The organism is Vibrio sp. Vb2880, assembly GCF_033337975.1.
GTDB lineage: Bacteria > Pseudomonadota > Gammaproteobacteria > Enterobacterales > Vibrionaceae > Vibrio > Vibrio alginolyticus.
Map to the genome: position 1 here is coordinate 203,021 of NZ_JAWORT010000002.1, position 17,860 is coordinate 220,880.

General features: G+C 47.1%; 17 protein-coding genes. 9 read left to right on the forward strand and 8 right to left on the reverse strand.

The window, feature by feature from the left end; translation table 11 throughout:
* Window positions 1-42: 42 nt before the first annotated feature.
* Genes R7M92_RS02830 through R7M92_RS02840 form a run of 3 tightly spaced genes read right to left on the reverse strand, consistent with a single transcriptional unit; the run spans window position 43 to window position 2,420 of the window.
* The gene (locus R7M92_RS02830; RefSeq protein WP_318132656.1) at window positions 43-1,101 is read right to left on the reverse strand and encodes a zinc-binding dehydrogenase; all 1,059 of its coding nucleotides are present in this window, start codon (window positions 1,099-1,101) and stop codon (window positions 43-45) included.
* 4 nt (window positions 1,102-1,105) lie between these two features.
* On the reverse strand, window positions 1,106-1,618 hold the full coding sequence (locus R7M92_RS02835; RefSeq protein WP_318132658.1) for a 2,4'-dihydroxyacetophenone dioxygenase family protein: 513 nt from the start codon (window positions 1,616-1,618) through the stop codon (window positions 1,106-1,108).
* A gap of 40 nt (window positions 1,619-1,658) precedes the next feature.
* Window positions 1,659-2,420, reverse strand: coding sequence for an SDR family NAD(P)-dependent oxidoreductase (locus R7M92_RS02840; RefSeq protein ID WP_053313809.1), 762 nt, complete (start codon window positions 2,418-2,420; stop codon window positions 1,659-1,661).
* A gap of 131 nt (window positions 2,421-2,551) precedes the next feature.
* Here R7M92_RS02840 and R7M92_RS02845 point away from each other — a divergent pair, with 131 nt between their 5' ends.
* Window positions 2,552-3,574, forward strand: a complete 1,023-nt coding sequence (locus R7M92_RS02845) for a helix-turn-helix transcriptional regulator (protein WP_154204212.1) — start codon at window positions 2,552-2,554, stop codon at window positions 3,572-3,574.
* 20 nt (window positions 3,575-3,594) lie between these two features.
* Here R7M92_RS02845 and R7M92_RS02850 read toward each other — a convergent pair whose 3' ends face one another.
* Window positions 3,595-5,028, reverse strand: a complete 1,434-nt coding sequence (locus tag R7M92_RS02850; RefSeq protein ID WP_137282804.1) for a PLP-dependent aminotransferase family protein — start codon at window positions 5,026-5,028, stop codon at window positions 3,595-3,597.
* Between the two features lie 271 nt (window positions 5,029-5,299).
* Between R7M92_RS02850 and doeA the strand changes: the two genes are divergently transcribed.
* The 6 genes from doeA to R7M92_RS02880 all read left to right on the forward strand — a co-directional run bounded on the left by doeA (window position 5,300) and on the right by R7M92_RS02880 (window position 11,966).
* Window positions 5,300-6,487 carry an ectoine hydrolase DoeA gene (doeA, locus tag R7M92_RS02855; RefSeq protein WP_005373780.1) on the forward strand — a complete coding sequence of 396 codons (1,188 nt, stop codon included), beginning with the start codon at window positions 5,300-5,302 and terminating at the stop codon, window positions 6,485-6,487.
* Window positions 6,488-6,541: 54 nt separating this feature from the next.
* On the forward strand, window positions 6,542-7,549 hold the full coding sequence (gene doeB / locus R7M92_RS02860) for a N(2)-acetyl-L-2,4-diaminobutanoate deacetylase DoeB (RefSeq protein ID WP_005373782.1): 1,008 nt from the start codon (window positions 6,542-6,544) through the stop codon (window positions 7,547-7,549).
* 123 nt (window positions 7,550-7,672) lie between these two features.
* A complete protein-coding gene (locus R7M92_RS02865; RefSeq protein ID WP_005373784.1) occupies window positions 7,673-8,152 on the forward strand; it encodes an Lrp/AsnC family transcriptional regulator in 480 nt (159 codons plus the stop codon).
* A gap of 155 nt (window positions 8,153-8,307) precedes the next feature.
* Window positions 8,308-9,828, forward strand: a complete 1,521-nt coding sequence (locus R7M92_RS02870; protein WP_213962701.1) for an NAD-dependent succinate-semialdehyde dehydrogenase — start codon at window positions 8,308-8,310, stop codon at window positions 9,826-9,828.
* 41 nt (window positions 9,829-9,869) lie between these two features.
* Entirely contained in the window at window positions 9,870-11,273 is a 1,404-nt protein-coding gene (locus R7M92_RS02875) for an aspartate aminotransferase family protein (protein WP_213962702.1), read from the forward strand.
* Window positions 11,274-11,444: 171 nt separating this feature from the next.
* On the forward strand, window positions 11,445-11,966 hold the full coding sequence (locus tag R7M92_RS02880) for a DUF2058 domain-containing protein (protein WP_213962703.1): 522 nt from the start codon (window positions 11,445-11,447) through the stop codon (window positions 11,964-11,966).
* A gap of 90 nt (window positions 11,967-12,056) precedes the next feature.
* Here the strand turns inward: R7M92_RS02880 and R7M92_RS02885 are convergent, their stop codons facing one another.
* From R7M92_RS02885 to R7M92_RS02895, 3 genes are all read right to left on the reverse strand, one after another.
* Window positions 12,057-12,671 (reverse strand): LysE family translocator, encoded by a 615-nt coding sequence (locus R7M92_RS02885; RefSeq protein WP_213962704.1) that lies wholly within the window; start codon window positions 12,669-12,671, stop codon window positions 12,057-12,059.
* A 77-nt stretch (window positions 12,672-12,748) separates the two neighbouring features.
* Window positions 12,749-13,141, reverse strand: coding sequence for a ribosome recycling factor family protein (locus tag R7M92_RS02890; protein ID WP_033906324.1), 393 nt, complete (start codon window positions 13,139-13,141; stop codon window positions 12,749-12,751).
* A gap of 19 nt (window positions 13,142-13,160) precedes the next feature.
* On the reverse strand, window positions 13,161-14,030 hold the full coding sequence (locus tag R7M92_RS02895) for a LysR family transcriptional regulator (RefSeq protein ID WP_005373812.1): 870 nt from the start codon (window positions 14,028-14,030) through the stop codon (window positions 13,161-13,163).
* Window positions 14,031-14,135: 105 nt separating this feature from the next.
* On the opposite strand from R7M92_RS02895, the gene R7M92_RS02900 reads away from it, so the two are divergent.
* Entirely contained in the window at window positions 14,136-15,392 is a 1,257-nt protein-coding gene (locus R7M92_RS02900; protein WP_005373814.1) for an adenylosuccinate synthase, read from the forward strand.
* A gap of 370 nt (window positions 15,393-15,762) precedes the next feature.
* Complete coding sequence (gene ansB, locus R7M92_RS02905) at window positions 15,763-16,827, forward strand: L-asparaginase 2 (RefSeq protein ID WP_104976260.1); 1,065 nt, start codon at window positions 15,763-15,765, stop codon at window positions 16,825-16,827.
* A gap of 76 nt (window positions 16,828-16,903) precedes the next feature.
* On the opposite strand, the gene R7M92_RS02910 is transcribed toward ansB, so the two are convergent.
* The gene (locus tag R7M92_RS02910) at window positions 16,904-17,740 is read right to left on the reverse strand and encodes a pyruvate, water dikinase regulatory protein (protein ID WP_005373820.1); all 837 of its coding nucleotides are present in this window, start codon (window positions 17,738-17,740) and stop codon (window positions 16,904-16,906) included.
* Between the last annotated feature and the right edge of the window lie 120 nt (window positions 17,741-17,860).

Below are 17,860 nucleotides of genomic sequence, written 5' to 3' on the forward strand. Positions count from 1 at the left end.
CCAAACTAAAATTGGTTTTGGCTGGCTTAAGCTGGCTAAGAGTTAAATCACTTCTAACGCGCCGCTGCGCCAAGGTTCGATCACCACTTTGATGTGATCATTTGGCGTCATTAACTGTGTAAATGCGTCTTCGACACCGTCGATTCCCACTTTGGCGGTGAGCATTTTCTGCCAAGGCAACGTATGTTCGGCAATCGCTTGTAGGCATTGCTCAAACTCGTGCGGTTGGTAGTAGTAAGAGAATCTCAAATCGAGCTCTTTTACCGTCGCGTACGCGTAGTTGATGATTGCGGGTGTAGTATGGATACCCGAGATGACGATTCGCGCTCGGGCAGGAGCGCGGCGCATAAAATCGTCAATCAAGGTATGCTTACCCACACACTCATAAATGACCAGACGTGAGTTCATCGCGTACTGCTCACCAACGGCGATCTCGTCTTCCTTGGTCGGGTTGATCAATCGATTTGCGCCAAACTCGCTGGCAAGTTGCAGCTTTTCTTCCTGAAGATCGACCGCAAGAATATTGCTGACGCCACGTTGTTTCAGTGCAGCGATCACAGCCAGCCCTATAGGACCGCAACCGACAACCAGCGCTGTTTCTTCCGTCTCGATCTCACTGCGATTGACCGCGTGCAAACCGACCGCCAGTGGTTCAGTCAGTGCCGCCGCCTCAGATGGCATTCCGTCTGGGACAGGTAGCAATAACGCTTCATCAAGCAGGAAGTACTCAGAGTAAGCGCCATAAGTACCCGGAGTAACACCAACGCCCGCGCCATTTTGGCTGAGCAACATCGGCACTGAGGTGACTCGGCTACCAACGGACAACGTTTGCTGCGTATCGGCACCGTATTCGATAATTTCCGCGCAGAACTCATGCCCCAACATCACTTGAGCGTGCTCACCGGATTCATCAGGTATCAACCCGAGCTGGTGGAATACATCAAATACCTCATCCGCGTGTCGAGTAATGTGAAGGTCGGAGCCACAAATGCCACAGGCAAGGCTGCGAACCAACACTTGTCCCGAAGCGGGTTTGGGGATTTCGACTTGCTGCAGGCGGACTCGGCCATCCTGCATTACAATACTGTTCATCTGTTGCATGGGGTTACTCCGCAAGATCATCACTCAGGCCAGCAATCGCACCCGGTTTGATGTAGCGCGCGGTGAAGCCTTGTGCTTTCGCTGTTGCAATAACAACCTGCTCAATCCAACCCGCATCCATGATATTGATGAAGTTACCTTCTTCGTCAAAGTTAATGTTTGCACCAGTGATCACCATAAAACCGTCGGCACCGCCTGAGCTTTCAGGGCAGTGGAAGGTATGAATCGAACCACCTGGTTCATATAAGTAGCTGCCAGCGGTTTGGACTTGGTCTGGATACTCGATGTAGTGCCAAGCGCCACTCAGGGTATAGAAATGCACCACACCAGTGTGGTAGTGCTTAGGCAGAGTGATACCCGGTTTGAATTTGGCGCGAACCACCCAAGTCCCGTTTTCTGGATCAAGAAACAACGGGTAAACATCCACACCCGGTAACGCGTCTTCGATGATCGACTCTTCATTAGTATTAAGAGTTAATAGGAAATCTTGATGCTGAATAACTTCTGGTAATGACATAACTTACATCCTCGCTATTGCTGTAATGGGGCGTGCTCGCCTATCCCATGAGTGGGTACTTAAAATTCTCGAAACCGTCAGATGCGCTGATGGTACAACCGTTGATACAGTTGGCTTTCTCGCTGACCAGAAACGCCACCACATCAGCAATCTCTTCTGGTTGTGTGAAGTTTTGACGCATCTGTTCTTTGCGGATGTGGTTCCATAGGCCAATCTCTTCGTATTGCCTTAACATCGGAGTATCAACTCGTCCCGGAGCGACGGCGCAAACACGAATACCCAATGGTGCCAGTTCTAATGCAGCGCATTTGGTCATCATGTCGACCGCTGCTTTGCTGACGTTGTAGGTAAAAGTCATCTCAGACGCCATTTGTGCGTAAACCGACGATGTATTAAGAATTACGCCCGGTGTGCCTTGTGCTTGGAATTGTCGCCCAGCGGCGAGAATGCCGTAGTAGACACCATTTTGGTTGACCTTTGAGATCGGCTCAAAATCGGCAATTGGGTCGTGGTCAAGCAGAGGTTTCGGCGCGCCAATGCCTGCGTTGTTGACCATGATGTCAAGCGAGCCAAACTGTTCGACCGCGCACTTCACCATAGCTTCAACTTGTTGGTAATCGGAGACGTCCGCGACAAAGGTTCCCAACTGCTTTGAGTCAAAACTTGTGTACATTTGCAGTGATTGTTCTGAAATATCGACAGCAAGCACTTTGGCTCCTTGCTCTCTCAGCTTTGCAATGATGGCTTGGCCAATTCCACCAGCCGCCCCAGTCACAATGGCCGTTTTATTGATAAGTTCCATACTGCTTCTCATCCATGCGTTGTTGTTATCAAAATGTAACTTAGATCAACTCACTGGCACTCACTTGACTTTTTGCGAAGTAAATTTGATATATTGCGATTTACAACTTATTAACATTTAAAAATCGAGACATGTATATCGTACGAAGTGGCGCCGCCGATAAATTTGATAGCTTGGTTTCCGAACTAGGGCAGAATCCGGTTGAGATCATGGCTGCCGCCGGGCTGTCTGCGGCGCAATTTCGCGATCCCGATACCTATCTCGCTTATCCAAGGTTGGCTGAATTGCTGGAGGAAGCGGCTGCTCGTTGTCAGCAACCGCTGTTTGGCGTGTTGCTCGCCGAGCGTCAAAACCTACAGAGCTTGGGAGACTTGCCAATGCTGGTTTCCCGGGCGCAAACGGTCGGTGAAGCTTTGGCGCGGGTGAATGATTTTCTCTATCTGCATTCGTCAGGGGTCACTCTCAACATGACGCCACAAGATGATTGGGTACGGTTGTCGCTCAATATTGATGTGCACAGCGAACGAGGTATCGCGCAGTTGATGCAGCTCAGTGTGTCGCATCTGGCGATGTTTATTGCCAGTCTGCTTGATATTGAAGCAAGTCACTTCGCGCTACATTTGACTCAACACGCAACATTGGAAGTAGAAAAAAGCAAGTTTGCCCAGCAGAACAAACTGCGTTTCGGTGATAAGTTTGACGGTATCCTACTTAAAGCGACTCTGCTTAACGCTAAGAACCACCAAGATGAAGACGCACTAGAGCGCCATTTTCAACAGCACCTCAAAGAGCTGCAAACCCGTTACCCAAACAATCTCAGTGACCAAGCGGCAAACATGATTGGTCGTTTGCTATCGACTGGAGAATGCAGCGTGGAGCGTGTCGCCAGAGCATTGGATTTACACCCGAGAATGCTGCAAAGCAAGCTAAAGCAGCAGGGCACGAGTTATCGACAGCTATTGCAGCAAGTGCGTCAGGATTTCGCCGAGCAGCGTTTAAGTGAGAATATTCAGAGTATTACCGATATCGCGTTGCAACTGGGCTATGCAGAAACTGCGGTCTTCAGCCGCCACTTTCGTCGCTGGACGGGAAAATCGCCAAGGCAATGGCGACAAGAAAAAACTCAGTTACAAACGTTTAAGCCCATCAGTTAAAAGCATAAATAACCTATCGTTCAAACCAAAAAGTGTGAGGTGGGAGGGTTGGTATCGAGAATTTCAGCAATCACAGATAACCCGTGTTTGATGTAGCCTCGGTTTGTTTCTGCTCCCAAGCTGATTCGCACGTAAGGCATTGGTTGATTAGTATCGAGAACAAACGGTTTATATCCCGTGATCTGCACCCCTGAACGCTTTGCCGAAGCAACCAGGTCATCGCTATTCCACTGCTCGGGTAGTCTCAACCAAATGTGCTGTCCATTCGGGTGCGAGCTATAAACATGCCCTTCTAAAGCGGCTTTTGCTATTCGCTGTCGCTTAGCAAACTCATTGACTTGAAAGCGAATAAGTCGATTTAACGTACCGTTCTCGATCCACAAATGAGCGACTTCAAATGGTAATGGAGTCGCGGACCAACTCGTTGCCGCTAAACGACCAATCGCGTGCTGCAAAAAATGACGTGGGACCGTCAGATAGCCAGTGCGCATGCCTGGCGCTACAACTTTGGTTAAACTGGTGACATAGAAAGCTTGTTCGGGTAACAATGTGGCAAGGGGTGGGACACGGTTAGGTTCTAGTGCTCCATACACGTCATCTTCAATGACATAGATGTCGTATTTCTGCGCAATATTCGCTATCGCCTCTCGGCGTTCAACATCCATATGCGCACTAGTCGGGTTAGCCATGCTCGGTGTGCAACACAATACCTTGATTGGTTTGTGTTTACATGCCCATTCAAATGCATCCGGCGTTATACCAAACTCATCCATTTCAAGTGGTTGCAACTTAAATCCAAGCATTCTCGAGCGAGAGATCAAGCCATGATCAACCAAGTGACCACAAGCAACTAAATCACCGTGTTCAACAACTGTGCTTAAAGCCAACGTTAAACCATGGCATGCACCATTTGTGAGTAATATTTGATCGGCACCCACATCCAGCCCTTGGCTACTTAGAAATCGTGCTCCTGACTCAATATGATGAGGCTGACCTGTTACCGGCTTTGCTTTACTGATCAAACCACGATTGTTTGTTTGCCCAGCAATCTCCATTAACGCCTGATTAAAAAGCGTAATGTGGCGATCGGTCACCACTGGATGTGCAATCGACATATCAATTTCATCCGGCGTTTCTTTCATCTCTTGTGTCAGCATGAACTCCGTGTCCGTACTTTCATCCACAAAACCTGATTTGACAAAAGTACCATTCCCAACCCAAGACTCGATCGCCCCTTTTTTCTCTGCATAACCATATGCATGGCTCACCGTTTGTACGCTGACGCCAATTTGCTCTGCAAACTCACGATGTGTGGGTAATCGAGTCCCCGGTTTTAGATAACCACTGCGGACACATTCGACAAGATAGTTGCCAATGGAGATGTACTTAGCGGTGCCTGGCCGAATGATCGGGTTCAAAGAAATTGTCATGACACAATATTTTAGTTGATTCATTTTTAACGCTCATTGTAACTTCCATTTAACAAATGGCGAACTTTAACTCACAAAACGAGGTGAAATGCACAAAAATAAACCACAATTGTAATGATTGACATGAAATGTATGGGTTAAACAAACATGTTAAACAGCATCGTTTAATCCAAATACAACCCCAGAGGTAAATTGCAATCATTTTTAACGCAGATCTGGCTAGCTGGTAGAAGGTAGAAATACCTCAGCGTCTCCGAAGGCCCATAAGGCGTCGGATTTCTAACAAGGAGAAAATATGAGAGGCGTTGCTTTGCATTTTACACTGGATGAGTTCCAGGATCGGTTAACGAAAGTTCGGCAATCGATGGAAGAAAGAGAATTGGATGTCCTTATCATTCATGACCCTTCTAACATGGCGTGGCTGACAGGCTATGATGGGTGGTCTTTTTACGTGCCACAATGTGTCGTTGTTGGTCCATCTGATGAACCTGTTTGGTTTGGACGCTGCCAAGATGCCAACGGAGCATACAGGACTGCGTATATGTCGGCAGAAAACATTACCTACTATCCAGACCATTATGTAATGAACCCGCCGTTACACCCGATGGATTTCCTGGTCGAAGCCGTACTGGCTCCGCGCCTTTGGGATCGTGGTCGCATCGGCGTAGAAAAAGATAACTATTACTTTAGCGCCACCGCTTACGAATCACTCACTACGCACCTACCGAATGCTCAACTTCTCGATGCAACCGGACTAGTCAACTGGTGCCGCGCCGTTAAATCCGATCAAGAACTGGCATACATGTACCGTGCCGCTCGCATTGTTGAAAATATGCACCGCGTCGCGTTCGACATGATTGAACCAGGATTACCGAAACACCACCTTGTTGCCGAGATTAACCGCCAAGCCGTGCTCGGGCATGAAGACCACTTTGGCGATTACACCGCGATTGTGCCGCTTTTGCCATCAGGTTCTGATGCTTCCGCACCTCACCTGACTTGGGATGACAGACCCTTCAAGAAAGGCGAAGGGACGTTTTTTGAAATTGCAGGGGCGCACCGCCGTTACCATTGTCCACTCTCACGCACTATTTTTCTTGGCGAGCCTGACGACAAGTTCAAACGAGCCGACGAAGCCCTAACTTTAGGACTTGAAGCAGGCCTAAAAGTGGCAAAGCCCGGAAATACCTGCGCCGACATCGCCAATGCACTAAACCAGGTTCTCGATAAAGCGGGATTCTCACGCGAAGGTGCCCGTTGTGGCTATCCAATAGGTTTGAGCTACCCGCCAGATTGGGGGGAACGAACCATGAGTTTGCGAGACACCGATAAAACCATCTTGAGAGAAGGCATGACATTCCATTTTATGCCGGGGCTGTGGTTCAAAGATTGGGGGTTAGAAACAACGGAAAGTATCGTCATTACCCATGATGGAGCAAAAACATTGTGTGACTTTCCACGCCACTTATTTGTTAAACACTAATTTTTCAAACCTTAAGCTCTGTTGAGCCAGGTCTGAGAACTAAAAGGACTTGATATGCAAAAAAGCTCGATCACAGCCACCATAGACTTTGACCGAGAAGGTGTACAGCACGGCTTTTTAACGCTGCCCTATTCACATGACGACTCCGCTTGGGGCAGTATTATGATACCTATCACCGTGATCAAAAATGGTCACGGACCAACCGCACTGCTTACTGGCGGTAATCACGGAGACGAATACGAAGGCATCACCAGCCTGCTAAAATTGACGAACTCGCTTCAGGCAGATCAAATCCAAGGTCGTGTCATTATTGTACCCATGATGAACTTACCTGCGGTACAAAATGCCTCACGTACGTCGTTTATCGATAAAGGGAATTTAAATCGCAGCTTTCCCGGCAACCCCATAGGCACAGTGACCGAGAAAATTGCGGATTATTTTACTCGTTACCTAGTTCCTAAGTGCGATTTTGCGTTAGACATTCACTCAGGTGGTAAAACGTTAGATATCGTGCCGTTCGCCGCTGCCCATCGTCTCGACAATCTCGATCAAGAAGAAGCCTGCATATTAGGTGCAAAACTGTTTGGCGCACCTTACACCATGATCTTGCTCGAAATGGACGCCACCAGCCTGTATGACACTGCCGTGGAGTCTCAGGGAAAAATCTTTGTTACCACCGAACTAAGAGGAGGCGGAACCAGCACTCCAGAAACCATCGCTTATTCCGACCGTGGCATTCGCAACTTCTTACGCTTCTCAGGCAACTTGCCCGGTGACTACGAACAACCAACCCAACCAACTAAGTTATTAGATATGCCTGATGCAAGTTGTTATGTGCAAAGCCAGCACCACGGCATCACAGAATACTTATTTGATCTTGGCGATACCGTCAAAAAGGGCGATGTATTAGTGAGAATCTTCTCGACCGAGCGCACAGGTACCGCCCCCGTTGAGTACAAGTCACAGCGCAATGGTATTTTCGCGGCACGTCGTTTTCCTGCTATGGTGAATATCGGTGACACTATCGCAGTTATAGCCGAAGACTGCGGCGAGATAGGCTGATTGAAAAGCCAACTAAAGAAATCAAAACAAATGGCATACCAGAAGCAAACTGGAAAGCACCTTATAACAGCGACCAGTCATCAGCCTTTATGAAATGATTAGTATTCAACAGGGAGACTCATAATGCGCCTCGATCGCTACGACGTAAAAATTCTACAAATACTTCATGATAATGGTCGTATCACCAAATCTCACCTTGCCGAGGCCATCAACCTATCCGTGAGCCCTTGCTGGGAGCGCGTCAAAAAACTGGAAGAAGCAGGCATCATTGAAGGTTACGGAGCAAAAGTAAATACCGATATTTTGTTCAAACGAACGTCAGTTATGGTTGAAGTTACGCTCAAAGAACACAACGCCCAAGCGTTCAAACGCTTCGAGCAACTGGTTCAACATTCACCAGAAGTCACTGATTGCTATGCCACGGGCGGTGGTGTCGATTACATCCTTAAAATTCAGTCAGAAGATATCGACCAATATCAGCGGCTTATCGACAACTGGTTAGACTCAGATGTGGGCATTGAGCGCTACTTTACTTACATTGTGACAAAAACAATCAAACGTGATGCGGGCACATTCGAAGTAAACCAAAACGCTTTGTTATAAAAGGAAAAATGCGTATCAGGCGTGAACAGAAAAAACACCATATTTTACGGCACTAAAAAGAAAGTTCTGACGTTTTAAACCTCGGTATCAGAAATTATTTCGGTCACTTCTCCATTACAGTTTCATTATGGACAACGATGCTGGGAGAAGGACTCATGGCAGCACTGCACAGCTTACACGCTGAAGAATTAAAAGCCTCACACGACATGATGGCGATAATGAAAGACGTACGTTTGGTGAGAGGTTTAGCGTACGTGAATGGCAAATGGGTAAGTGGTGATCAATTTCATCCGGTGGATAATCCAGCAGATGGCACGGTCATCGGTTACATCACTAAGCTATCTCAGCAACAACTCTATCAAGCGATTGATGAAGCCGACCAAGCCTTTCGTCAATGGCGAAAAATGCAAGCAGAAGAGCGCGCTGAAATTCTCATGCGTTGGCACGACCTGATTCTAGAATCAAAGCAAGACCTTGCTCATTTGATGGTGATGGAGCAAGGAAAAACACTAGGTGATGCTGTAGGTGAGATTGACTACGGCGCATCCTTTGTTCGTTGGTTTGCCGAAGAAGCACGCCGCTGTTATGGCGAAACCATCCCAAGTCATATTCCGAATGCGCAGCTATCAACGGTGCGCGAGCCAATTGGTGTCGCAGCACTGATTACGCCATGGAACTTTCCTAATGCCATGATCACACGCAAAGCCGCTGCCGCACTAGCAATAGGCTGTCCGGTGCTCATTAAGCCTGCCAGTGAAACGCCTTTTTCTGCGTTAGCGTTGGCAGAATTAGCAGACCGAGCTGGCTTTCCATCTGGTGTATTTAACGTGATCACTGGCGATGCGGTGATGGTGTCACAAACCTTGTGTCACTCCGATAAAGTCAAAGCACTCTCGTTCACAGGCTCAACTCGAGTGGGCAAACTATTGCTACGCGACGCGGCACAAACCGTGAAGAAGTGCAGTATGGAGCTCGGTGGTAACGCCCCTTTCATCGTGCTGCCAGATATGGATGTCGAGCAAGCAGCCAAAGCCGCCGTGGATGCGAAGTTTCAAACCGCAGGACAAGACTGCTTGGCCGCAAACCGTATTTTCGTCCCTGACGATAAGTACGAAGCGTTTTTGGAAGCGTTTGCCAAAGAAATGAGCCACATCGTTTTGGGCAATGGCTTAGACGAAAAAACCACCATGGGACCACTTATTAATCGCACTGCGGTGGATAAAGCGCATGATTTGGTGCGTGACTCGCTCGACAAAGGCGCGCGATTGGTAGCGGGATACCACCAGCCCGTACCAGGCGAAAACTTCTTCGCGCCGACATTGCTAGCCGATGTAACCCCTGAAATGGCGGTGTATCGCGAAGAGAATTTTTGTCCTGTGGCAGGCGTATTGCCTTACCAAGACTTAGATACCGTGATTGAAATGAGCAACGACACTGAGTACGGCTTAGCTGCCTATGTTTATGGTCACGATATTCACCAAATTTGGCACTGCATGCGCGGTTTGGAGTTTGGCATGGTGAGCGTGAACTCCGTCAAAATGACAGGGCACCCTATCCCATTCGGCGGCGTGAAACAGTCTGGTCTTGGACGAGAAGGAAGCCGTCACGGATTTGAAGAATACAGCGAAATCAAATACTGCTGCTTAGGCGCTATACCAACCGTCAGTGGCAGTTGAGGCACGAAATATGGATATCCAATTATTCGAGGAGAAGGATCATGAGTAACAAAACCCAACAACTTTTAGAGATCGATCGTCAGAGAGTATTTCATGCCTCAACCCACCTGAAGCAGTATGCGGCCGGGGAGCTTTCGGGAAGAATTATCTCGAGCGGAAGCGGAATACGCATCACCGATTCAGAAGGCATCGAGCTGATAGACGGCTTTGCCGGGTTGTATTGTGTAAACATTGGCTATGGCAGGACCGAAATGGCCGATGCGATTTATGAGCAAGCCAAAGAACTGGCGTACTACCACACTTACGTCGGTCATACGAACGAAGCGCTCGTGACACTGTCAGATCGCATCATCAAAATGGCGCCTGAAGGCATGAGCAAAGTTTACTACGGCATGTCAGGCAGCGACGCGAACGAAACTCAACTTAAGTTGGTGTGGTATTACAACAATGCTCGTGGTCTACCAGAGAAGAAAAAAATCATTTCGCGTAACCGCGGCTACCATGGTTCAAGTATCGCGTCCGGTTCAATGACAGGTTTGCCGCTGTTCCACGCCCATTTTGATTTACCACTTGAGCGCATCAAACACACCATCGCGCCATATTATTATCGCCGTGAAGACGAGAGTATGTCTGAGCTCGAATTCTCTCAATATTGCGCAGATCAACTCGAAGCGATGATCTTGGAAGAAGGCCCAGAAACGGTAGCAGCAATGATTGCAGAACCAGTGCTCGGTACTGGCGGTATTGTGCCACCACCAGCAGGGTACTGGCAGGCGATTCGCAAAGTACTCGACAAATACGATGTACTCTTGATTGCGGATGAAGTGGTGTGTGGCTTTGGTCGCCTCGGCTCCGATTTTGGCTCACTCCACTACGACATGAAACCAGATCTCATCACGGTAGCGAAAGGGTTAACCTCAGCGTATCAACCGCTGTCTGGCGTGATCGTCGGTGAACGAGTTTGGAGTGTGCTAGAAAACGGCACCGACCAATGGGGCGCTATCGGACACGGTTATACCTACTCTGGTCACCCAATGGGAGCGGCAGCTGCGAACTGCAACCTCGATATCATTGAACGTGAAGGCTTAGTGCAAAACGCGGCCGAAGTCGGCGCTTACTTGCAGCAACGTATGGCAGAGATGTTTAACGATCATCCATTAGTCGGTGATACTCGTGGCGTTGGCTTGTTGCATGCGTTGGAGTTTTCTTCAGACAAGCTTTGCCGAGCACACTTTGATCCAAACTTGAAAGTAGGCCCGCAAATCGCGGCGGCCTGTTTAGAGCAAGGCTTAATCGCTCGCGCCATGCCACATGGTGACATCCTCGGTTTTGCTCCACCGCTTATCGCGAATCGTAACGATATAGACACTATTGTCGACAAAGCGCATCAAGCGGTAAACAAAGTGATGGATAACCTAGTCACATCTAAACAGTGGCAGCCATAACCCACCTAGATTTCAGTAACGCTCGCGGGCTTTGGAGAAGGCCCGCTTTGCACTTTCCTTAAAGAGATAACAAGCCAACCAAACATTTTAGACCCATAGGAAGCACTATTATTTACTACAAGTGGCAATAGTGGGTAAAATGCCCAAAATTGCGCACTAACTGGATAAAACATGGCAAAACTTACCCTTCAAGAACAAATGCTGAAAGCTGGCTTAGTTAATGAAAAAAAACTAAAGAAAGCGAAGAAAGGCTCTAAAAAATCACGCGTTCAAGCACGCGAAGTAAAAGCGGCGGTTGAAGAGAATAAACGCCAACAGTTAGAGCGTGATAAACAATTGAGCGAGCAGCAAAATGCTGAGCGATTAAACAAAGAGATCAAAGCGCAGATCAATCAATTGATTGAGATGAACAAGATCGACTTAAAAGATGGCGACATCAAATACAACTTCACTCACGGTACGCTAGTGAAATCACTTTATGTAGATTCACTTATCCGTGAGCAGTTGATCAAAGGTATTTTGGCAATCGCAATTGTTGGTGAAAGCTATGTTGTCATTCCACGTGGAGTAGCGAATAAAATTGCTCTACGTGATGAGTCCGTCATCATCGAACAAAAAGAACCTGAATCGGACATTCCAGCAGAAGACGACCCATACGCAGATTTCGTCGTGCCTGACGATTTGATGTGGTAACAATAAATAATCGATGCATCAACGAAAAGAGCCGCTGATGTAACATCAGCGGCTTTTTATAGAAAAATAATCTACAGAGATGATGTGTTGTTATTGCTTACTTAGTAGCAAATTCGCACCTGATGCGGCTAAAAACAACGAACATCCGCGATTGAAACGTTTCGCCATTTTGGGATTTGAAAACCAGTGTCTCAAGTACAAACCAAAGATGGCATAGATTGAAATGGCGACCATTTCTAATATCAAAAACGTCGAGCCAAGGGCAAAAAACTGCTCTTGAACGTTGGCACTGGCATCAACAAATTGCGGCAAGAATGCAGTAAAAATAAGAATCGCTTTCGGGTTGCCAGCAGCAAGCGTAAATTCTTGCTTCGCAAGTCCTGCGTAATTGCGCGAATTGTCCCAGTCAGAGATCGGGCTGGACTCTGAACGCCAAAGGTTGAACGCAATCCACAGTAGATACAACGCCCCTACCAACTTTATTGCCAAAAATAGCATTTCTGACGTATACAAAATCACAGCCAGACCTGATGCAGACAACGCAATCATCGCTGAAAAAGCAGCAATTCTGCCTAAACTGGCCGTAAACGCGGCCCTAAAGCCGTAACAACGCGCATTATTCATTGCCAATAAATTGTTTGGGCCAGGAGCCATATTGAGAGCAAAGCAAGCAGGAATAAAAAGGAGAAGCTGCCAAATATCCATAATAAAATGGTCTTAGTGAGTGATTTTGATCGGTACCCTAACATCTGTTAATAAAGTGAGTAAACCACAAACCGATCTTAAAGCAACTCAGCATCAAATCGTGCCGTGCGAGCTTGAACTAATGTGCAGTTCGTTTCAGCCATCAGCTCCGCTAAGGTGATGTTTGGGTTTTGTCTCACCAAACGTACCAACTTCACGTCCAAAGGTTCCAATTTGTCTTGGTGAGCAAGTAGAGCTTGTTCGATTTTGTTGATCGCAAATCGCATCGTCTCTGCTTCTTCGTTTTTGAGATGCTCTAAAAACGCTTTTACATCCAAAGCCTCGCCTGAGATTTGCCAGTGACGAGATCGTCTAATTCTCTTAAGATCGCACTGTTTTTCTGCTGCGAGTGTTTTCGCTCGCTTGGCATGGTCGCCCCCAATACGGTGAATCAAGGATGGGAGCGAAATCGTAATCTTCGTCTCTTTCATGGCCTTTTCTTTCATCGCCTTAGCCCTCAACCACCGACACATTCTCGCCAACCCAAGCCAACAACTGTTTTGCCGCTTTGGATAACACCTGATTTTGACGCACGATGTAGCCGAAATCAGTGTTTGGAAAACTTGGCAAAGGCGTAACTTCTCGAGAAAGCTTTAATCTCGGATCGAGCGAAAAATCCGGCACAATAGCAGTCCCAAACCCCGCTTCCGCCCAGTCGATTTGTGCTTCCACACTGCCCACTTCCATCACGCGATGCTTAGGCAGATTTAGCTCAGGTAAAGACGCATCAATCAGCTCTCGGGTTCGAGTATCGTGCCCTAGCAGGATCAGCGTCTGGCTCTCTTTTCGATTGTCTTGCCACTCAAAAATGTTATCACCAAACGCACACCAGTGAATTTGCGTGAGAGGCGTAAAATGCAGCGGTTGACTCTCTTTTTGTGCGATAACAAAGCCGATATCGGCACGCGCACTCTTCACCAAATCCACCGCTTGAGAAGATGTGGTGTTGAATAATGCCAAGTCGATCCCCGGATATTCACTTTTGAATTGCTGAAATGGTTTGATAAGCAGTAAACGTGAAACAATATCGCTCGCCGCAATAGAAAGCGTCCCCTGCGTAAGATCGTTGATGGCATTGAGATCCGACTGACAAATTTGCAGCTCATTGAGCATCCGCTGCGCCGTAGCTAACAAACGCTTCCCCGCTTGCGTCAACTGCACAGGATTTCGCTCAATCAATTTCGTGCGCGTGGCTTGCTCCAACTGCTTGATATGCAAACTTACGTTCGGCTGCGTCATGTGCAGTTCCGTCGCTGTTTTACCAAAGTGTTTTACCTCTGCAAGAGTTACGAAGGTTCGCAGCCAGTTCAAATCTAACATTGCCAATTCCGATATGAGATTCTTATCAAGTTAATGAGTATAATTAATTTCTCTTATTATGGCGAACACCTTAAGATTTTTGCATCTGTTTTTGGAGATTAAATTATGTCGTCTATCGTTGTTGTGGGTGCAAACTGGGGTGATGAAGGCAAAGGCCGCATCGTTGACTTTTTGGCAGAGCAAGCTTCTGCGAGCATTCGTTTCCAAGGTGGTAACAACGCGGGTCACACCGTGGTTAACGATCTAGGTACGTTTAAGCTGCACCAGCTACCAAGTGGCGTATTCAACCCAGACTGTTTGGCAGTGTTAGGTCCGGGTATGGTTATCAGCCCTGCGTTGCTGTCTCAGGAGATTGCGGAAGTTGAAGAAGCGGGCGTAAAAGTGAATATGTGCATCTCTGATCGCGCAACACTGTGTCTACCTCTACACGCACTAGAAGATACGCTAGAAGAACAACGTTTAGGCGACAAAGCATACGGTTCAACTCGTCAAGGTATTGCACCTGCTTACGGTGACCGCGTAATGAAGAAAGGCATCCTTGTTGGTTGGTTGAAGCAACCAGAAGTATTGGTTGAACGCCTTCAATTCATGATGGATTGGAAACTGCCGCAACTGCGTGCGCTTTACCCGACGTTCGAGTTTGAACAAACCGCTGAAGAACTGGCGAACTGGCTGCTAGAAGTCTCTGCACCTTGGCGCGATTCAATTTGCAACGTAACGCTTCCTCTAAAAGAACTACAAGCGAAAGACAAAACTCTATTGTTCGAAGCGCAGCTTGGCGCGGGTCGTGACCTTGTTTACGGTGAGTACCCTTGGACAACATCTTCTAACGTTGTATCAATGTACGCGGGTATCGGTAGTGGCCTTCCGGCACTTCGTCCTGAACGCGTTATTGCGGTTGCAAAAGCATTCAGCTCATCAGTAGGTACTGGTACGTTGATCACTGCAATGGAAGAGCAAGACGCTTTCCGCGAACTTGCTGGCGAGTTCGGTGCAACTACGGGTCGTCCACGCGACATGGGCTACTTCGACGCAGTCGCTACGAAGAATGGCGTTGAACTGCAAGCCGCAACTGAAATTGCACTAACGAAAGTAGACTGTTTGACTGGCCTTAACGATCTGAAAATCTGTGTTGGCTACGAAGGCGACCACAGCGAAAACCCAATCTGGCCTCAAACTGCCTCTCTTGCGCCAATCTACGAGAAGATGGAAAGCTGGAGCGAGGACATCACAGGTTGTCGTAAGTTTGAAGAGCTTCCAGTAGCAGCACAGAAATACGTTCTACGCATTGAGGAACTCATGGGCGTACCAGTAAAAATGGTGTCTGTGGGTCCTGGTCGTGAACAAATGATTATGCGATAAGATGTGAATTAACACATCATTGGCAAGCGGCTTTTATCTGTTCCGGGGTAAAGCCGCTTTTTTTTACACTGTAAACTTTGGAAAATTACACGGCTAAATTCATATTTAGTAACCTCATCACGAGACTCCTACCGCCTTTATTTATAAATCAATAAATTATAGGGCTTAACACGTTGTGCACGTTACTAGCACATCTCACTTGTTAAAGAAGCACGTCAATTAGGTTAACTGGTTGATTTGATATTCTTTAAGTGATTAGTTGATCACGATCTTCATCTGCAATTTGTTGAACTAGTACTCAAAAAATCTAACCCGCTGTTTTTAGGATAGATGAGTTCCCCAACATCCAACCTAACAGCAGGTGATTCCCATGACGAAAAATCTTTTCCGCCTCAGTACGATAACTCTCGGTTTATGCATCAGTTCGTTCTCTTTTGCGCAATCCGATCTTCCGAACATTAAAATTCTTGCCACTGGCGGCACCATAGCAGGCGCAGGTCAATCTGCAACAGAGTCAAACTACACAGCAGGTAAAGTCGGCGTTGAATCATTGATTTCTGCGGTGCCGAGTATGACCAAGATTGCCGATATTTCTGGAGAGCAAGTGGTCAGTATCGGTTCACAAGATATGAATGATGAAGTGTGGCTAAAATTATCGAAAAGAGTTAATGAGCTACTCGCTCAAGATGATGTTGACGGCATCGTCATTACTCATGGTACGGATACGTTAGAGGAAACCGCTTACTTCCTTGATCTGACCGTCAAGAGCAAAAAGCCTGTCGTGATCGTCGGTGCAATGCGTCCTTCCACCGCAATGAGTGCTGATGGACCAGTCAACTTATACAATGCAGTCGTAACAGCCACCGATGAAGATTCAGAAGGACGTGGCGTGCTAGTCGCAATGAATGACACGATTTTCGATGCGCGAGATGTGACAAAAACCAATACAACCTCCGTCAGCACTTTCCAGTCACCCAACTTTGGTGCTATCGGCTACATTCATAATAGCGATGCCAAATATCAACGAAGCCCAGAGCGTAAACATACGACAGAAACCCCATTCGATGTATCAAAGCTTACTAAGTTGCCTAAGGTCGGTATTGTTTATAACTATGCAAATGCCTCCAATTTGCCAGTGAAAGCCTTTGTGGATGCGAAGTTTGACGGCATCGTAAGTGCTGGTGTCGGTAATGGTAACTTGTACCACACTGTGTTTGATGAGCTAGAGAAAGCGAGTAAAGATGGCGTTGTTGTTGTAAGAAGCTCCCGAACGCCTAGCGGCTCAACCACTTTGGATGCTGAAATTGATGACGAAAAATACGGCTTTGTTGCCGCTGGTACATTGAACCCACAAAAAGCACGTATCTTACTGATGCTGTCACTGACTCAGACCAAAAACTATCAAGACATCCAAAAGATGTTCCAATACTATTAATTCTGTCTAAGGTTCATTCGATAGAGGAGGTACACACCTTACCTCCTCTTACACATAGCGACATGAGCGTCTCTTGTTAGCCAAACAAGCGACGCTTCATTCCTGCTTTTTCCAGAATACGCGTAGTAATTTCCTCAACAGACAGAGAGGACGTATTGATATATGGGATCGCCTCTCTTCTAAACAACGCCTCAACAGTGTCTAGCTCCAGCTTGCACTGCTCTGTGCTAGCGTAATCACTTCCAGACAAACGATTTTCACGGATTTCAGTCAAGCGCTCGGGATCGATAGTCAGCCCAAACAACTTATGACGATGGATCTCAAACTCAGGCAACAAACGCATCATCTTCACATCTTCCGCAATGAACGGATAGTTCACAACACGTAAACCAAATTGCATCGCCATGTACAAGCTAGTCGGCGTTTTTCCGCTGCGCGATACTCCCAGCAGGATAATATCGGCTTGTTCCAACCCTTTTAGCGTGATGCCATCATCATGCGCCAATGTGTATTCAATAGCCGCAATACGGTCAAAATAGGTGTCGGAATCTTTCCCCACACTGCGAGAACGCTGCAACTTAGGCTTTGGTGCCATCTGAATGTCGTCTTGCACTTTCTGCACAATACTCTCCAAAACATCGTAACTGTATGCCGGCGCTTCAAGCAGCATTTCACGTACTTCTGGAACGACAATTGAGAAAAAGACCAGAGGTTTGACGCCATTGCGCTGGTAGGAAGTTTCAATTTCTTTGACTACGTCAGTAGCTTTGTCCTGGCTTTCTACAAACGGAAAGGTTTTTTCGTTAGGAATGAACGGAAATTGACCGAGAACAACATGCCCTAATGTCTCACATGTTATCGCCGTACCGTCAGAAACATAGAATACATCACGACTTTGGTTATTTATTTGCATTTCTGTTTAATTTTTCAAAATCTTTTGAGTAGGATGGTACACATAATATTAATAAATCAGTTTGGCTTTCAGTTAGGTTCACCACAGCTTTAAAAATTCTTTTGAATTTTTTTCAGCCAG